Annotated in this window: 18 protein-coding genes; 3 read left to right on the top strand and 15 right to left on the bottom strand. The window is 66.8% G+C overall.

Translation table 11 applies throughout. The features are described 5' to 3' along the window. The coding region (locus LK539_RS24180; protein WP_227803510.1) for an IS3 family transposase at positions 1 to 92 on the top strand (92 nt) is incomplete at its 5' end. A 67-nt stretch (positions 93 to 159) separates the two neighbouring features. On the opposite strand, the gene LK539_RS24175 is transcribed toward LK539_RS24180, so the two are convergent. Both LK539_RS24175 and rpsT read right to left on the bottom strand, forming a co-directional pair. Further along, on the bottom strand, positions 160 to 2,394 hold the full coding sequence (locus LK539_RS24175) for an NADP-dependent isocitrate dehydrogenase (RefSeq protein ID WP_227803603.1): 2,235 nt from the start codon (positions 2,392 to 2,394) through the stop codon (positions 160 to 162). Positions 2,395 to 2,687: 293 nt separating this feature from the next. Further along, entirely contained in the window at positions 2,688 to 2,954 is a 267-nt protein-coding gene (gene rpsT / locus LK539_RS24170) for a 30S ribosomal protein S20 (RefSeq protein WP_036216299.1), read from the bottom strand. Positions 2,955 to 3,165: 211 nt separating this feature from the next. Between rpsT and murJ the strand changes: the two genes are divergently transcribed. After that, the gene (gene murJ, locus LK539_RS24165) at positions 3,166 to 4,719 is read left to right on the top strand and encodes a murein biosynthesis integral membrane protein MurJ (RefSeq protein ID WP_227803602.1); all 1,554 of its coding nucleotides are present in this window, start codon (positions 3,166 to 3,168) and stop codon (positions 4,717 to 4,719) included. Here the strand turns inward: murJ and LK539_RS24160 are convergent. From LK539_RS24160 to LK539_RS24105, 12 genes are all read right to left on the bottom strand, one after another. After that, complete coding sequence (locus tag LK539_RS24160; protein WP_227803601.1) at positions 4,716 to 5,435, bottom strand: type II secretion system GspH family protein; 720 nt, start codon at positions 5,433 to 5,435, stop codon at positions 4,716 to 4,718. The two genes, murJ and LK539_RS24160, sit on opposite strands and share 4 nt — an antisense overlap. A 1-nt stretch (position 5,436) precedes the next feature. Further along, the gene (locus tag LK539_RS24155; protein ID WP_227803600.1) at positions 5,437 to 5,820 is read right to left on the bottom strand and encodes a type II secretion system protein; all 384 of its coding nucleotides are present in this window, start codon (positions 5,818 to 5,820) and stop codon (positions 5,437 to 5,439) included. A 5-nt stretch (positions 5,821 to 5,825) separates the two neighbouring features. Then, entirely contained in the window at positions 5,826 to 6,296 is a 471-nt protein-coding gene (locus tag LK539_RS24150; protein ID WP_227803599.1) for a type II secretion system protein, read from the bottom strand. Next, positions 6,296 to 8,374, bottom strand: a complete 2,079-nt coding sequence (locus LK539_RS24145) for a secretin N-terminal domain-containing protein (protein ID WP_227803598.1) — start codon at positions 8,372 to 8,374, stop codon at positions 6,296 to 6,298. The genes LK539_RS24150 and LK539_RS24145 overlap by 1 nt, the downstream gene beginning before the upstream one ends. A gap of 58 nt (positions 8,375 to 8,432) precedes the next feature. Further along, on the bottom strand, positions 8,433 to 8,792 hold the full coding sequence (locus LK539_RS24140; protein WP_307729136.1) for a hypothetical protein: 360 nt from the start codon (positions 8,790 to 8,792) through the stop codon (positions 8,433 to 8,435). Beyond that, the gene (locus tag LK539_RS24135) at positions 8,789 to 9,361 is read right to left on the bottom strand and encodes a hypothetical protein (protein ID WP_227803597.1); all 573 of its coding nucleotides are present in this window, start codon (positions 9,359 to 9,361) and stop codon (positions 8,789 to 8,791) included. The genes LK539_RS24140 and LK539_RS24135 overlap by 4 nt, the downstream gene beginning before the upstream one ends. Beyond that, positions 9,358 to 9,909: a PilN domain-containing protein gene (locus tag LK539_RS24130; protein ID WP_227803596.1), complete on the bottom strand. Its 552-nt coding sequence runs from the start codon at positions 9,907 to 9,909 to the stop codon at positions 9,358 to 9,360. The genes LK539_RS24135 and LK539_RS24130 overlap by 4 nt, the downstream gene beginning before the upstream one ends. Before the next feature lie 9 nt (positions 9,910 to 9,918). Continuing rightward, positions 9,919 to 10,737 (bottom strand): hypothetical protein, encoded by an 819-nt coding sequence (locus LK539_RS24125; protein WP_227803595.1) that lies wholly within the window; start codon positions 10,735 to 10,737, stop codon positions 9,919 to 9,921. After that, positions 10,730 to 12,412, bottom strand: coding sequence for a GspE/PulE family protein (locus LK539_RS24120; RefSeq protein WP_227803594.1), 1,683 nt, complete (start codon positions 12,410 to 12,412; stop codon positions 10,730 to 10,732). The genes LK539_RS24125 and LK539_RS24120 overlap by 8 nt, the downstream gene beginning before the upstream one ends. Further along, on the bottom strand, positions 12,409 to 13,605 hold the full coding sequence (locus LK539_RS24115) for a type II secretion system F family protein (protein ID WP_227803593.1): 1,197 nt from the start codon (positions 13,603 to 13,605) through the stop codon (positions 12,409 to 12,411). The genes LK539_RS24120 and LK539_RS24115 overlap by 4 nt, the downstream gene beginning before the upstream one ends. A gap of 59 nt (positions 13,606 to 13,664) precedes the next feature. Further along, complete coding sequence (gene gspG, locus LK539_RS24110) at positions 13,665 to 14,108, bottom strand: type II secretion system major pseudopilin GspG (protein ID WP_227810787.1); 444 nt, start codon at positions 14,106 to 14,108, stop codon at positions 13,665 to 13,667. A gap of 115 nt (positions 14,109 to 14,223) precedes the next feature. Then, a complete protein-coding gene (locus tag LK539_RS24105; RefSeq protein WP_227803591.1) occupies positions 14,224 to 14,652 on the bottom strand; it encodes a hypothetical protein in 429 nt (142 codons plus the stop codon). Positions 14,653 to 14,960: 308 nt separating this feature from the next. Here LK539_RS24105 and LK539_RS24100 point away from each other — a divergent pair, with 308 nt between their 5' ends. Beyond that, on the top strand, positions 14,961 to 15,275 hold the full coding sequence (locus LK539_RS24100) for a hypothetical protein (protein WP_227803590.1): 315 nt from the start codon (positions 14,961 to 14,963) through the stop codon (positions 15,273 to 15,275). A 69-nt stretch (positions 15,276 to 15,344) separates the two neighbouring features. Here LK539_RS24100 and LK539_RS24095 read toward each other — a convergent pair. Further along, positions 15,345 to 15,437, bottom strand: a 93-nt coding sequence (locus LK539_RS24095) for an IS3 family transposase (RefSeq protein WP_227801150.1), incomplete at its 5' end; no start/stop codon positions are given.

The following is a 15,437-nucleotide window of genomic DNA, read 5'->3' as shown; positions in this document are numbered from 1 at the left end:
ACTACATCCACTATTACAATAACGACCGCATCAAGCTCAAATTAAAAGGCCTGAGCCCCGTTCAGTACAGGACTCAGGCCTTGGCCGCTTAGCAAACTAACCGTCCAACTTTACGGGGTCAGTTCATATAGCCGGCGTTCTTGTTTGCTGCGAAGCTGCTTAAGCCGCGAACGACTCCAGCGCGCTGTTGAAGGTCGCGCTCGGGCGCATCACCGCCTTGACCTTGGCATCATCAGCCTTGTAGTAGCCACCGATATCGGCCGGCTTGCCCTGCACTTCGAGCAGTTCCTGAACGATCTTCTGCTCATTCTCCGCCAGCTGCTTGGCCAGCGGCGCGAACTTGGCTGCCAGTTCGGCGTCCTCGCTCTGCGCGGCCAGTTCCTGGGCCCAGTACATCGACAGGTAGAACTGGCTGCCGCGGTTGTCGAGTTCACCGGTCTTCGGCGACGGCGACTTGCGGTTGTCCAGCAGCTTGCCGGTGGCGGCGTCCAGGGTCTTGGCCAGGACCTTGGCCTTGTTGTTGCCGGTCTTGATACCCAGGTCTTCCAGCGACACGGCCAGTGCCAGGAACTCGCCCAGCGAATCCCAGCGCAGGTGGTTCTCTTCGGTCAGCTGCTGCACGTGCTTCGGCGCCGAGCCGCCCGCGCCGGTTTCGTACATGCCGCCGCCGGCCATCAGCGGGACGATCGACAGCATCTTGGCCGAGGTGCCCAGTTCCAGGATCGGGAACAGGTCGGTCAGGTAGTCGCGCAGGATGTTGCCGGTCACCGAAATGGTGTCCAGGCCGCGCTTGACACGCTCCAGGGTGTAGCGCATCGCACGGACCTGCGACATGATCTGGATGTCCAGGCCGCTGGTGTCGTGATCCTTCAGGTAGGTCTTGACCTTCTTGATCAGTTCATTCTCGTGCGGACGGTACGGGTCGAGCCAGAACACGGCCGGCATGCCCGAGTTGCGCGCGCGGGTGACCGCCAGCTTGACCCAGTCGCGGATCGGGGCGTCCTTGGTCTGACACATGCGCCAGATGTCGCCCTGCTCGACGTTCTGCGACATCAGCACTTCGCCGGTGGCGAGGTCGGTGATGTTGGCCACGCCGTCTTCCGTGATCTCGAAGGTCTTGTCGTGCGAGCCGTATTCCTCGGCCTGCTGCGCCATCAGGCCCACGTTCGGGACGGTGCCCATGGTCTTCGGATCAAAGGCGCCGTGCCATTTGCAGAAGTTGATGATCTCCTGGTAGATGCGGGCGAAGGTCGATTCCGGAATGACTGCCTTGACATCCTTCAGCGCGCCGGTGGCGTCGTACATCTTGCCGCCCGCACGGATCATGGCCGGCATCGACGCATCGACGATCACGTCGTTCGGCGAATGGAAGTTGGTGATGCCCTTGGTCGAGTCGACCATGGCCAGCGCCGGACGGTTTTCCTGGCAGGCGTGCAGGTCGCGCTCGACTTCTTCGCGCTGCGAGGCCGGCAGTGCGGCGATCTTGGTGTACAGGTCGGCCATGCCGTTGTTCACGTTGATGCCGAGGCTGTCGAACAGGGCGCCGTGCTTTTCAAACGCTTCCTTGTAGAACATGCGCACGCAGTGGCCGAACACGATCGGGTGCGAGACCTTCATCATGGTCGCCTTGACGTGCAGCGAGAACAGCACGCCGGTCTGCTTGGCGTCGTTGATCTGCTGCTCGTAGAAGGCCAGCAGGGCCTTGCGGCTCATGAACATCGAATCGATGATCTCGCCGGCCTGCAGCGCGACCTTCGGCTTCAGGACGATGGTCTGGCCCGACTTGGTGACCAGCTCCATCTTGACGTCACGGGCGCCGTCGAGGGTCATCGACTTTTCACCGTGGTAGAAGTCGCCGTGGGTCATGTGCGACACGTGGGTGCGCGACGCCTGCGACCATGCCGCCATCGAGTGCGGGTTCTTGCGTGCGTATTCCTTGACGGCCTTCGGGGCGCGGCGGTCGGAGTTACCTTCGCGCAGGACCGGGTTCACCGACGAGCCGATGCACTTGCCGTACTTGGCCTTGATGGCCTTCTCTTCGTCGGTCTTCGGGTCGGCCGGGTAGTCCGGCAGATTGTAGCCCTTGGCCTGCAGTTCCTTGATCGCGGCGGTCAGCTGGCCCACCGAGGCCGAGATGTTCGGCAGCTTGATGATGTTCGCGTCCGGCTCGAGCGTCTTCTTGCCCAGTTCGGTCAGCACATCCGGGACGCGCTGTTCCGGAGTCAGGTTTTCCGGGAACTGCGCCAGGATACGGGCGGCGACGGAGATGTCGGCCTGCTCGACCTTGATGCCGGCCGGCTTGGTGAAGGTGCTGACGACTGGCAGGAAGGCGTGGGTCGCCAGCAGCGGGGCCTCGTCGGTCAGGGTGTAGATGATGGTCGGATCACTGCTCATACGCTTTTTCCTCGATGATCGCGCGGGTCGCACGATGTCTAAAAACGGTGGTAACGCTCGGGTCTCGTCACGACCCCGCCGGTTGGCGAAGTCTTCTATAAGACATAAGACGGCGTTTCACATTATGCACCAGTATTTTACTGTGCGCCACGGTTTTAAGATATCCGCCGCCACCCGGCCATGGTCGAAACCGCCGGGCGCAACAAACGACAAAACCCGCCGGACTTGACGTCGGGCGGGTCTTGCTCTGCACAGAACTGCCTGCGCGGCCTGGGCCGCACGCACCTCGCTAATTAAGCGGACAGTGCCTTCAGGGCAGCAGCCAGACGGCTCTTGTGGCGGGCTGCTTTGTTCTTGTGGATGATCTTCTTGTCAGCGATGCTGTCGATGGTCGACACGGACTGCTGGAAGATGGTGGTCGCAGCGGCCTTGTCGCCAGCCTGGATGGCCTTGCGAACTGCCTTGATTGCAGTGCGCAGGGTCGAACGCTGTGCCGAGTTGTGCGCGTTTTGCTTAACTGCTTGACGAGCGCGTTTGCGCGCTTGTGCGGTATTTGCCATGAAATTTCCTAAATCGGGGTCAAGTTGCGTTTGCAAACATTAGCGAGTGAAACCGGCTCTTATCCGTGCCTGCCCAACGATTAGTGTCTGCTAACAGAATTCAGTACAGCCCACGATTATAGCGAAACAAACGGGTCAGGGCAATTCATAAATGCATAAATGTCTCTGGATGCCACGTGCGCAGCTAGTTGCCCACGTATAATTCCCGGCCATGAACCTGCTCCGTACCCTCGCCGCTATTTCCAGCATGACCATGGTGTCCCGCGTCACCGGTCTGCTGCGCGACAGCCTGTTTGCCGCCACCTTCGGCGCCTCGAACTTCACCGATGCCTTCAACATCGCTTTCCGCCTGCCCAACCTGCTGCGCCGGCTGTTCGCCGAAGGCGCATTCTCGCAGGCCTTCGTGCCCATCCTCACCGAGTACAAGACCAAGCATGGCAGTGAAGCGACCAAGACCCTGGTCGACCACGTCGCCACGGTGCTGATCTGGGCCACGGTGCTGACCAGTATCGCCGGCATCATCGCCGCCCCAGTGCTGATCTACCTGATCGGCGGCGGCCTGCAGCGCGAACCGGCCGCCTTCGATGCGGCGGTGGTGATGACGCGCATGATGTTCCCCTACATCGCCTGCATGGCCTTCGTGGCGCTGGCCAGCGGCGTGCTCAATACCTGGCGCCAGTTCAAGATTCCGGCCTTTACGCCGGTGCTGCTGAACATTTCCTTCATCGTCTCGGCACTGGTGCTGGCCGACTGGTTCGAGCAGCCGATCTACGCCATGGCGGTCGGCGTCTGCGTGGGCGGCATCGCCCAGGTGGCGGTGCAGATCCCGTCGCTCGTTAAACTCGGCATGCTGCCGCGCCTCTCGCTCAACCCATTGACCGGACTGCGCGATGCCGGCGTGCGCCGCATGCTGGGCAAGATGGGGCCGGCCGTGTTCGCGGTGTCGGCGGCCCAGATCAGCCTCCTGATCAACACCACCATCGCGGCCAGCCTGGCCGCCGGCGCGGTCACCGCCCTGCAATACGCCGACCGCCTGATGGAATTCCCCACCGCCCTGCTGGGCGTGGCCCTGGGCACCATCCTGCTGCCCAGCCTGGCCAAGGCGAATACCGAGGGCGATACCCAGGAATACTCCTCGCTGCTGGATTGGGGCCTGCGCCTGACCTTCCTGCTGGCCCTGCCCTCCTCGATCGGCATGGCCACCCTCGCCGTGCCGATGATCGCCACCCTGTTCCACTACGGCGTGTTCGATGCCGGCGACGTGCGGGCTTCCTCGCTGCCGCTGATGGCCTACAGCGCCGGCCTGCTCGGCTTCATCCTGGTCAAGACCCTGGCCCCGGCCTTCTATGCGCGCCAGGAAGTGCGGACGCCGGTGAAGATCGCGGTGGGCGTGCTGATTGCGACTCAGCTGATGAACCTGGCCTTCGTGCCACTGTTCGGCGTGGCCGGCCTGGCGCTGTCGATCGGCCTGGGCGCCTGCATCAACGCTTCCTTCCTGTACGCCGGCCTGCGCCGCCGCCAGATCTACGTGCCGCAGCCGGGCTGGGGCAAGTTCTTCCTCAAGCTGGTGCTGGCGGTGGGCGTGATGGGCCTGGTCTCCTGGTATGGCCAGGCGCAGTTCGACTGGATCGCGCTGCGCGCCACGCCGCTGCTGCGCGCCGGCGCCCTGGGGGCGATCATCGCCGCCGCCGCCGTCGCCTACTTTGCCGTGCTGATGCTGCTGGGCTTCCGCCCGCGCGATTTCAAGCGCCGCGCCAAAGGCTAGCGACCGGAATCCTGCGATTGGGTCGTCGGCACCGATGGCTCTTTCGGCTCTTTCGGCTCTTCCGGCGGCTCGGCCGGTTTCTCTTCCGCCGGCGGCTCCTCCACCGGCGGTTCGTCCTTCGGCGGCTCGGGTTCAGGCTGCGGCTGCGGCGGCGGTGGTGCTGGTGGAGCCGCCGGCAAGGTGCCGGGCGTGAGCGGCGGCATCGGTACGATGACGGGCCGCGCGCCCGGCGCCAGCGGTGCATTCGCCCCCTGCTGGTCGGCCATGAACTTCCAGTCCGCGATGTGTTCGCGATTGTCGAAGCCGGGGAAGCGCTTGTCGAAGTTCGCCAGCTTCAGGGGCGCCGCTTTCGACAGGCTGTGCACGCCCAGGATGCGCCCGCCCTCGCCCGCCCGCACCAGGCCCCATTCGGCCTTGCCGCTGACCGGATCGACGAAGATCTTGCGCAGGTGGCGGCGCGGGTTCGGGAAGCGCGGGTCGCGCAGCAGTTCCTGCAGTGTCATGGGTTGGGTCGGCTGGCCGCGCGGGGTGGCGTCGGCATAGCTCTTCAGCGCGGCACTGAACTGGTAGCCGATCTCCAGCAGTTCTTCTTCCGTGTGGGCGCGCTGCAGCAGCGCGCCGATCTTCAGCGCGGCGGCGCCCACCAGGCCGATGATGAAGACGAAGATGATCAGGCCGAGGTAGGTGAAGCCGGCCTGGCGCAGGCGGGGCGTCACGCTACCACTCCGCGAACGGCGTGCCCTTGCGGTCGTTGCCCGGCGCGCCGCTGCGGATGTTGCCCAGCTCGCCCTGCTCGCCTTCCGGCGGCGGCTCCACCACCCAGCCTTCGCGCGACTCCAGGATCGGATCCATCGGCAGCTCGCGCAGGTATTTTTTCTCCACCAGCTGCTCGAGCGAATCCGGATAGCGCCCGGTGTCGGCCTTGTACTGATCGATGACGGCGCGCGTATTGCGCAGGTTCTCGGCCAGGATGGTCTCCTTGCTGCTGTCGATGCTGGGGAAGAAGCGCGGCACCGCCAGGGTCAAGAGCAGGGCCACGATGCCCAGCACCACCAGCAGTTCGATCAGGGTGAAGGCGCGCAGGCGCCGTGTGCTCGTCATCGGGTTCACCACTTGTTGTAGGGGATGCCGTTCAGGCCCGGCTTTTCCGACCTCGAGTAGACGTCGTAGACGTCATCGCCCTCTTTCGGTTCGTCCGGCTCGCTGGCATAGCTGCGCTTGCCCCAGGTTTCGGCTGGGGTGGCCTCGCCGTCGGGATGGAAGGGGTCGCGCGGCAGGCGCCGCATGAAATAGATCTGGGCCTGCTTCGGGCTGCGCAGGTCGCGCACGCCCTCGACCAGCATCTCCAGCCGCGGCGGATAACCGGTAGCCCCGGCGGCCTTGGCCACCCTGCCCTCGTCGCTGGCCTTCTTATAGGCGTCGATGCCGGCGCGGATCTCGCGCAGCGCGCGGCGCAGCTCCACCTCGTCGCGGCGCTGGGCCGTGACCTGGGCCACCGGCACCACCAGCGTTCCCAGCAGGGCCAGGATCGCCAGCGTCACCAGCAGTTCGATGAGGGTGAAGCCGCGCTTGAACATTACTGCTGGTTGGTCGGCGCGGGCGGCACCGCCGGCGGTGGCGGCTGCACCGGGATCACCTGGATGTTCGGCGCCGGCGCGGCCGGCGGCGGACCGGATTGGGGCGAACCGGTCTGCGGCGTCACCGGCAGCTGCGACGGCGGCACGGAGATCGGGGCGGCCGGGGTGCCGACCGGCGCCGGTGCCGGTACGGCCGGGTTGGCCGGTGCGGGTGTGGCGGCGCCGCTGACCGGGGCCGCGTTCTGGCCGGGCGCGGCGCCCGGCGCCGCACCGACGCGGGTGGCGGCGGTGGCGGCCGGCGCCGGCGCACGCGCCGTGCTGTCCGGACGGCGACGGAAGCTGGCCTCGGTGCCGGCGCCAAATTCCGACGCTGCCGCCGGCGGACGCTGCACCGTGCGCACCAGGCGCGGCGTGATCGACAGCACGATCTCGGTGCGGTCGTTGGAGTCGCGCTGGCTGCCGAACAGGCGGCCGACGATCGGCAGGTCGCCGATGCCCGGCAGCTTGCTGGCGCCGGAGCGGTCTTCGTTGCTGATCAGGCCCGCCAGCACCTGGTTCTCGCCGTCCTTCAGCTGCAGGAAGGTGGTGGCCGAGCGGGTGCCGATGCGGTAGGCCACGGTGCCGGAACGGGTGGTCACCGATTCGCCCAGGGTGCTGACTTCGAGCGAGATGCGGATGCCGACTTCGTTGTTCAGGTAGATGGTCGGCTCGACGTTCAGGGTCAGGCCCACGTCCACGTAGTTCACCGATTCCGAGGCGAAGCCGCCCACGCCCGAAGAAATCGTGGTCGAGATATTCGGGATCTTGTCGCCGATGACGACCTTGGCCTTTTCCTTGTTGCGCACGCGGATGCGCGGATTGGCCAGGGTGTTGGAATCGCCGTCGGTCTTGTTGGCATTGACCGTGGCCGACAGTTCGCTGACCGTGCCGATGCTGCGGCTGGTGAGGCCGCGCAGCTGGCTGAGTGTGATCGGGTCGCCATCCAGGGTCGCCAGCGGCGAGAACGAGACCGCGCCTGGCCAACGGATGCCGAGGTCGGTGACGCGGCTGCGCTTGATCTCCAGCACCTCGACATCGAGCATGACTTCCGGCTCGGGCACGTCCTGCAGCGCCACCAGCTGGCTCGCCACGCGCACCGCTTCCGGGCTGTCGCGCAGGATCACGAGATTGAGCTTTTCATCGACCACCACGTCGCGCGACTTGAGGATGGTCTTGAAGGTGTTGGCGATGTTCTTGGCGTCGGCATTGGCCAGGAAGAAGGTCTTGACCGTCATCTCCTGGTATTCCTTCAGCTTGGCCGCCACGTTCGGGTAGATCAGGATGGTATTGCCATCCATGACCTGGCGCTCGAGCTGGTTGGTCATCAGGAGGTAGTAGACCGCTGCCTCCACCGTGCTGTTCTTCAGGAAGATCGAGCTGCGCTGGTCGGCCTTGACGTCCTTGTCGAACACGAAGTTCAGGCCCGAATGGCGCGAGATGATCTCGAAGACCTGCTTGAGCGGCGCGTCGCGGAATTCGAGGCTGATCGGCTTGCGGAAGGCCGCGGCCAAGGCTGCTTCGCCGGCGGGCGCCGCATTGGCCTTCTCGTCGACTTCCAGCAGCAGGAGGCGCGCCGGCTCGTAGCCGGGACGTTCGGTGAGGATCGCGGACAGCTTCTGGCGCGCGCCATCGAGCTCGCCCTTGTCGAACGCGGCGCGGGCCGCCTCCAGCATGCCGCCATGACGGCGGTCGCTTTCCACCTGGCGCAGGCCGGCGCGCGCGCGTTCGTTGGCCGGGTCGAAGGCCAGCACGCGGCGGTAGTCCTGCAGGGCCAGCTCGGCCTGCCCTTCCGCCAGCGAGGCCTCGGCCTGCTTGACCAGGCGGTCGGCGGCGCCGTCGCGCGCGCGCAGGTAGGCGGCGCGGTACTCGGGGTTGGCGGGATCGGCGGCCACCGCCTCCTGGTATTTCACCAGCCCGGCCGCGACCTTGTCCTGCGCGACCAGGGCATTGCCTTCCTGGTAGGCGCGCTGCCCGGCGCAGCCGGCAAGCAGCAGCGCTCCCAGGCCGGCAGCCAGCACGAGATTCCGGATACGAACCATCAGTCGAATACTCCAATATTGAGCTGCTGAACCTGGTTCAGCGGCAGGTAGGTCAGGGTCAGCACGGGCGGCCTGACGGCGTCGACGCGGTAGGTGCCGTCGATGACCGTGTTTTCGCGCACGAGGTAGGTGCGGTCGCCGCGCGCCAGGACTGGACCCCGCCATCGCCCTGGCCCTGGTTGAAGCGGTCGCCGTTGTCGCCGATCAGCGCCTCGCGCGGGACCAGGCCCAGGATGGCCACGCTCTTGTCCTTGTCCTTTCCCTGGGACGCACGGCTGTCGGGCGCCGGCGCGGCAGCCGGCGCGGCGGCGCGCTCGACCGGCTCGGCCACCACGTCCTCGGGCGTATTGTCGCCGAAGATCACCAGGCCGGCCGCCAGCACCAGGGCCGCACCCATCGCGAGGTGGCGCGGCTTCATTGCGGTACTCCCGGGGTCGCGGACAGGTAGAGCGTCAGGCGCAGTCGCGCCTCGACCGTCTCGCTGCCGATGGCGTCGCGGCGGAAGGCGACGTCGTCGAGCGAGGCATGCGGCAGCGCGCGCAGCGTGTCGAAGGCGAACTGCCAGATGGCCGCATAACGCCCCGTCACCGGCAGCGTGATCTGGTAGGTGTAGAAGCGCCCGGCGCGGTCCTGGGCGGCGCGGTACTCGCCCTGGCGCAGCGCCAGCCCGTTCTTCTCGGCCAGCCCGAACACGGTCTTGAGCTGGCGGTCGACCCTGGCGCGCTCGCCCAGCACGCCGTAGAACTGCGCGAGGTTCTGGTCGGCGCTCGGCGGCGGCGCCACCGCGCTTCGTGCCGGCGGTGGCAGCGCCGCCTGGCGGCGCGCGGCCGCGTACTCTGCATCCAGCTCCACCATGGACTGGAACAGCACGCCGATCGCCGCCACGATGCCCAGCGCCAGCACGACGGTGCCGGCAATCACCGGGTTCAGGCGGCGCAGCGCCAGCACCAGGCGCAGCCAGGCGGCGGACAGGTTCAGGTTCTTCATTGGCCGCCGCTCCACTGTGCGTTCAGCTGGAAGCGCAGCGGCCGGTTCGGCTCCTGCTCGGCGATCTCGTGGCGCACCAGGTTGACGCTGGCGAACCAGCCCTGCTCCTGCATCTGGGCGACATAGGCCAGCATGTCGTCGCTGTTCTTTGTCTCGGCCGTGATGCGCAGGCTGCGGCGCTTGGCGTCCGGCTCCAGCGCCAGCAGGGCCACACTGGCAGGCGTGGCCGCGCGCACCGCCTCGACCAGGTCGCGCCACGGCAGGTTGAGCTGCATGACGGCCTCGTTGACGGCCTGCGCCTGCGCCTCCGGAATCGTGAACCTGGGCGTCGCCGCCACCGGCAGCGGACGGGCGGCCTGCGAACGCGCCGCGATCGCGGCCTGCAGGGCGTCGAGCTGCTCGCGCTCTTCGCGGTAGCTGGCCAGCTGCGAGGCCAGCACCAGGCATAGCATGGCGGTCGCGACCAGGAACACGCCGAAGCGCGACGGCACCCGGAACAAGGCGCGGCGCAGCGTGCGCGGGGCGAAATCGATGTGGGTGCGTTTCACGTCTCCACCTTATGTGTCCATTCCCGTGCGCGCCAGGCGCACGTGCAGCGGCCAGTCGGCGCTGTCGTCTTCCAGCAGGGTGCAGGCGAACTTCAGGCGTCCGGACGAACTGGCCCAGCCGGCGGGCGCGGCGCCGCACAGCTGCAGGCGTTCCGGGCGCCCGACGCCCACGCGCAGCGCTTCGCGCGCCACGTGGGCTTCCAGCCAGTCGCGATCCGCACCAGGCGGAATCACGGCGGTGCGCACCGCGGCCAGCGCCCTGCCCTCGTAGGCGGCGAGCGACAGCACGTTTGCGTGCACCAGGCCGAACCAGGCGCCGGGACGGCGTGCGCGGCGCCAGGCGTTCATGGCGGCGACGAATTGCGGGCTGACCTCGACCAGGTGGAAGCGTCCCTCGCGCGCCAGGGTCTCCAGCAGCGCCAGCAGGCCTTGCGGCGCGGCCGCGGCCAGGAAGGGATGGGCGGTGTCCCAGTCGGCGCTGATACGCCACTCTTGCGGCATGGCGCCGAACAGGGCCTGGTAGCGCAGTGCGGCGGCGGCCTGTAGGTCGGCCAGGCGCGTCGCGCCCTGCGGCGGCGGCACCTGCCACAGGCGCACCAGTTCGTCGGCCAGCACCACGCTCACAGGCCAGCCGCGCGGGGCGACTTCCGTCATCAGGGCGCGCAGGCCGTTGGCCAGCGCGTCGGGCGCGCCCGCTTCCACGGCACGCTCGGCCAGCACCTCGACGCCGGCACGCGGCCAGCCGCTCACACGCAGCAGGGCAAGGCCGTCGGCGGCGACGCCGAGGCGCAAGGACTGCCCAAACTTCAAGGTACGAGAACTAAGCATGGAGCGTCACCCGCTTGATCTCGTCGATGGTGGTGGCGCCGCGCTTGACCAGGTCGAGCGCGGCGAGGCGCAGGCTGCGGGTGCCGTTGGCGTGGGCCGCGGCCTTGATGCGGCGGATCGGCTGCTTGTCCACGATCAGCTCGCGGATCTCGTCGTTCAGGGTCAGGATTTCGGCGATCGAGCGGCGTCCGCGGTAGCCGGTGCCGCGGCAGTCGCCGCAGCCCTTGCCGCGCATGAAGACGTAGTCAAGCGCGTCCTCGCGCGCCAGGTGCACCGAGGCCAGCTCGGCATGATCCGGCTCGTAGCGCACCGCGCAGTGCGGGCAGTTCATGCGGATCAGGCGCTGGGCCCAGATGCCGTTCAGAGCCGACACGAAGGCATACGGGTCGATGCCCATGTGGGTGAAGCGCCCGAACACGTCGAACACGTTGTTGGCGTGAACCGTGGTCAGGACCAGGTGGCCGGTCAGGGCCGACTGCACCGCGATCTCGGCGGTCTCGCGGTCGCGGATCTCGCCGACCATGATCTTGTCGGGGTCGTGGCGCAGGATCGAGCGCAGGCCCTTGGCAAAGGTCAGGCCCTTCTTTTCGTTGACCGGGATCTGCAGGATGCCGGGCAGCTGGTACTCGACCGGGTCTTCGATGGTGATGATCTTTTCGCGCCCGTTGTGGATCTCGGTGAGCGCCGCGTACAGGGTCGTGGTCTTGCCCGAGCCGGTTGGTCCGGTCACCAGCAGCATGCCGTAGGCTTCCTGGGCCAGGGTGCGCAGGGTGGCCAGCGAAGGCGCGTCGAAGCCCAGCGCTTCCAGGGTCAGGGAGCCGTAGGCTTCGATCATGGCGCGCTTGTCGAGGATACGGATCACCGCGTCCTCGCCGTGGATGCTGGGCATGATCGATACCCGCAGGTCGATGTCGCGCCCGCCGGATTCGACCCGGAAGCTGCCGTCCTGCGGGATGCGCCGTTCGGCGATGTCGAGTTCGGCCAGCACCTTCAGGCGCGAGATGATGTGTTCGGCCAGCTCGATGCCGCCCACGCTGGCCGCATGGTCGAGCACTCCGTCGACCCGGTATTTCACCGACAGGCCGGTGGCCGTGCTCTCGAGGTGGATGTCGGAGGCGCCCGCCTTGAGCGCGTCGTACAGGGTCGAGTTGACCAGCTTGACGGCCGGGCTGCCGCTTTCCGACACCGAGGCAAAGGACAGCACCTGGGCGGTCTTGCCGTCGCGCCGGGCCTCGCCGTCGGCGCCCACCAGGCTGTCCACGGCGCGCGCCGATTCTTCCTGCTTGGAGAGGTAGGCCTGGATGTCGGACTGCAGCGCCAGGCACAGGTCGAGCGGCTGGCGCACGGTGGCGCGCGCCTGCGCCCCGAGCCAGGTCTGCAGGTCGAGGTCGAACGGGTCGGACAGCACGCCGGTCAGGTGGCCGCCCGCGTCGCGCAGCAGCACGCAGTGGCGCGACATGGCGGCGGCGAGCGGCAGCAGGTCGAAGGCCGGCGCCTGCGCCAGCATGGCAGCGGTTTCCATCACCGGCAGCCCGAAGGGCGCGGCCAGTTCGCGCACGATCTTGCGCGGCTCTTCGCCGGTCAGGCCTTCCAGCTCGGCCACCAGGCCCCGCCGCGACTGGCGGGCCTGGGCACGCGCGCGCGCGAGCAGGCCTGGATCGAGCACGCCGTTCATGACATGTCTCCAGCCAGGTCGAAGATCGGCATGTAGAGCAGCACCACGATGGCGCCCACCACCAGGCCGATGGCCGCCATCAGCAGCGGCTCGAAGGTGCGGGTGAAGCGGTCGATCCAGCGCGTGATCTCGCCGTCGTAGAAGGCGGCCGACTGGGTCAGCATTGGGCCCATGTCGCCGGTGCGCTCGCCCACGCGCAGCATGCGCAGCGAGATCGGCGTCGTCAGGCCGTTGGTTTCAAAAGCATTGGACAGCGGCTGCCCCGCCTCGATCGCGGCGCGCGCCTGCAGCAGGCCCTTGCGCACGTTCCCCGAAACCATCGGCTGCACGGTCTCGATGGCGCCGACGATGGTGATGCCGCCCTCGGTCAGCATGCCCAGCGTCAGGTAGAGGCGCGACAGTTCATAGATACGGGCGCGCTCGCCGATGCCCGGCAGGCGCACCAGCAGGCGGTTGATGCCGCCGCTGCGCAATAAATGGCGCACGCCCGCCACCGCGCCCACCACCAGCAGCAGCGCGCTGATGGCGATCGCCGTGCCATGGCTGGACGCGAACTGGCCCCAGTCGAGCAGCAACTGCGACATCCAGGGCAGCGTGCGCCCTGCCCCCTGGTAAACCTCGGCGAACTTCGGCACCACGTAGCCGATCAGGAAGGCGCTGACGCCACCGCCCACCAGCAGCAGGATCACGGGATAGATCGAGGCGCTGACGATCTTGGCGCGGACCAGGTCGATGCGCTGCTGGTAGTCGATGTAGCGCGAGAGGGCGCGCGGCAGGTCGCTGGTGCCCTCGGCGGCGCGCACGATGCCGACGTAGAGCGGCGGGAACAGATCGGGCTGGGCGGCCAGCACGGCGGAGAAGCGCTTGCCCTCGCGCAGGCCGCCCAGCAGGCGTTCCAGCACGCCGCGCGCGCCGGGACTGGCTTCCTTTTCAAGGAGGGCTTCCAGGCCCTCGACGATGCCCAGGCCCGCGTTGAGCAGGGCCAGCAGCTCCTGGCTGAACAGGACCAGCGAGAGCCGCGCCCCACCCTTGCGGCCGAGGCCGGCGAAGGGCGACGAACGCGCCGGTTCGACAGCGCTGACGAACAGGCCGCGCGCCTCGACCTGGCGGCGCGCGTCGAGCGCGTCGGCGGCGTCGACGACGAGGTTCGAGATCGACATGTCGGGCGCAAGGGTACGAACGGCGAACTGCATGAAGGCGGGGCCCGGCGAAAAGGAATCTGCTAAATCTGGAACGGCGGCTGCTAGGGCGTTCAGTTCGACGAAATGTCGGCGTTGTCGCCGGTGCCGCCCGGCTGGCCATCCTTGCCGAGCGAGAGGATTTCGTACTCGCCCTTGGTGCCCGGCGAACGGTACTGGTAAGGACGGCCCCATGGGTCCTGGGGCACGCCCTTCTTGAGGTAAGGGCCGTTCCATTTGGCGCCGGCGCTCGGCGGGGCCGCCATCAGGGCGTTCAGGCCTTCCTCGGCGCTCGGGTAGCGGCCGGTGTCGAGACGGTAGGTGTCGAGCGATTTATCGAAGGCTTCGATCTGTGCCTTGGCCACGGTCACTTCGGACTTGCCCAGCTGCGAGAAATACTTGGGGCCGACGTAGGCCGCGAGCAGGCCGATGATCACGATCACCACCAGCAGTTCGAGCAGGGTGAATCCTGACGCAGCGGGGCGCGACGGAACGCGTTGTTTCAATACTGAATACATCGACCGACTCCTAAGTGCACACACGGAAAGCTCAGCGTTGAAGGCTACCACGCCGCTCAACACCAAGACAATAGTTCTTTATTTTTTGCAATCGCGGCGCCAGCGGCGCCGGCGATCAGCGTGCGACCGGGGACGAAGGCGCCGATGGCGACGAGCCGCCCAGCTGGCAGCTGCCGCTGGTGCACACCGCGCCCGGATCGGTCATGTAGCGGCAGATGGACATCAGGCCGCTGGCCTTGTTCTGGGCCAGGCGCTCGGCCTTGTACTGCTCGCCCAGCGCGCGCAGGGTCTTTTCGTCGGTGCGCGACTCCGAATACGGCAGGTAGCTCTCCGGGCCGCCGCAGGCCATGGCCCCGATCGGCAGGGTACGGCACTGGCCGGAATGGGTGCAGCTGGCTTCGCCGATCACAGCGCGGATGCGTGCCAGGGTATCGCCGCCTGGCGCCGGGGCAGCTACCGGTGCGGACGCCGCCGGTGCGTCCTTGCGAGCGGGGTCGTGGGCCTGGGTGCTGCAAGCGGCACAGCCCAGCAGGAGGATAAGCATGAGTTTGCGCATGCATCCATCTTCCCTGCTTGCCCGGGTGTGGTCAAGCGAATCACGGTATGCATCGCTCCACTTCAACGTCGTGGGTCTGCAACACCGACCTTGCTGTATCACATTAATTTCCACAGGGAATTTTTTATTTCCCTGAAAACAGATGCAGCAATTGCGCTCAACAGCAGCTAAGCTCGGTCAATTTTCTTTCTAAATCTTAATGTTTGCCGTTCACTAACGAAAAAAATTGAGCATCGGAAAAATTTACTGTCTACAATAGTGCCTGTTACCGACGAGCTTGCTTCACCAGACCGATCATGAACATCTCCTTCCGCACTATCGCCGCCATCGCCCTGACCACCCTCCTGACCGCCTGCGGCGCAGGCCAGCAGGATACCCAGTCAGCCATGACGCTCGGCTCGGCCGTGCAGAGCGACGTGAACGTCGTCACCGGCGCTGCCGCAGCCCCGGCTGCCGCTTCGACTGGCCCGGCCGTTGCTGCCGCCAGCGGCCCGCACAACCCGGTACCGGACTGCGCACCGGAAGGCTGCAACAGCCTGCGCATCATCGACGGCAATGCCGAAGCCTACCGCGTGGACGCGATGCGCCGCGCCGCCGCCGACCAGACCTGATTCTCCCTTCTTTCCAATAAAAAAGACACACCGCCTGAACTGACCCCGTAAAGTTGGACGGTTAGTTTGCTAAGCGGCCAAGGCCTGAGTCCTGTACTGAACGGGGCTCAGGCCTTTTAATTTGAGCTTGATGCGGTCGTTATTGTAATAGTGGATGTAGTC

It is taken from the genome of Massilia sp. IC2-476 (genome assembly GCF_020707295.1).
Taxonomy (GTDB): Bacteria; Pseudomonadota; Gammaproteobacteria; order Burkholderiales; family Burkholderiaceae_D; genus Telluria.
Note: the sequence above shows the minus strand (reverse complement) of the source record. Positions and strands in the feature narration are given on the sequence as shown.

What these genes read in the sequence shown, in the direction of transcription:
- LK539_RS24175 (WP_227803603.1), bottom strand. Translation starts at nt 2,394, where the DNA reads ATGAGCAGTGATCCGACCATCATCTACACCCTGACCGACGAGGCCCCG.
- rpsT (WP_036216299.1), bottom strand. Translation starts at nt 2,954, where the DNA reads ATGGCAAATACCGCACAAGCGCGCAAACGCGCTCGTCAAGCAGTTAAG.
- murJ (WP_227803602.1), top strand. Translation starts at nt 3,166, where the DNA reads ATGAACCTGCTCCGTACCCTCGCCGCTATTTCCAGCATGACCATGGTG.
- LK539_RS24155 (WP_227803600.1), bottom strand. Translation starts at nt 5,820, where the DNA reads ATGACGAGCACACGGCGCCTGCGCGCCTTCACCCTGATCGAACTGCTG.
- LK539_RS24150 (WP_227803599.1), bottom strand. Translation starts at nt 6,296, where the DNA reads ATGTTCAAGCGCGGCTTCACCCTCATCGAACTGCTGGTGACGCTGGCG.
- LK539_RS24145 (WP_227803598.1), bottom strand. Translation starts at nt 8,374, where the DNA reads ATGGTTCGTATCCGGAATCTCGTGCTGGCTGCCGGCCTGGGAGCGCTG.
- LK539_RS24140 (WP_307729136.1), bottom strand. Translation starts at nt 8,792, where the DNA reads ATGAAGCCGCGCCACCTCGCGATGGGTGCGGCCCTGGTGCTGGCGGCC.
- LK539_RS24135 (WP_227803597.1), bottom strand. Translation starts at nt 9,361, where the DNA reads ATGAAGAACCTGAACCTGTCCGCCGCCTGGCTGCGCCTGGTGCTGGCG.
- LK539_RS24125 (WP_227803595.1), bottom strand. Translation starts at nt 10,737, where the DNA reads ATGCTTAGTTCTCGTACCTTGAAGTTTGGGCAGTCCTTGCGCCTCGGC.
- LK539_RS24120 (WP_227803594.1), bottom strand. Translation starts at nt 12,412, where the DNA reads ATGAACGGCGTGCTCGATCCAGGCCTGCTCGCGCGCGCGCGTGCCCAG.
- LK539_RS24115 (WP_227803593.1), bottom strand. Translation starts at nt 13,605, where the DNA reads ATGCAGTTCGCCGTTCGTACCCTTGCGCCCGACATGTCGATCTCGAAC.
- gspG (WP_227810787.1), bottom strand. Translation starts at nt 14,108, where the DNA reads ATGTATTCAGTATTGAAACAACGCGTTCCGTCGCGCCCCGCTGCGTCA.
- LK539_RS24105 (WP_227803591.1), bottom strand. Translation starts at nt 14,652, where the DNA reads ATGCTTATCCTCCTGCTGGGCTGTGCCGCTTGCAGCACCCAGGCCCAC.
- LK539_RS24100 (WP_227803590.1), top strand. Translation starts at nt 14,961, where the DNA reads ATGAACATCTCCTTCCGCACTATCGCCGCCATCGCCCTGACCACCCTC.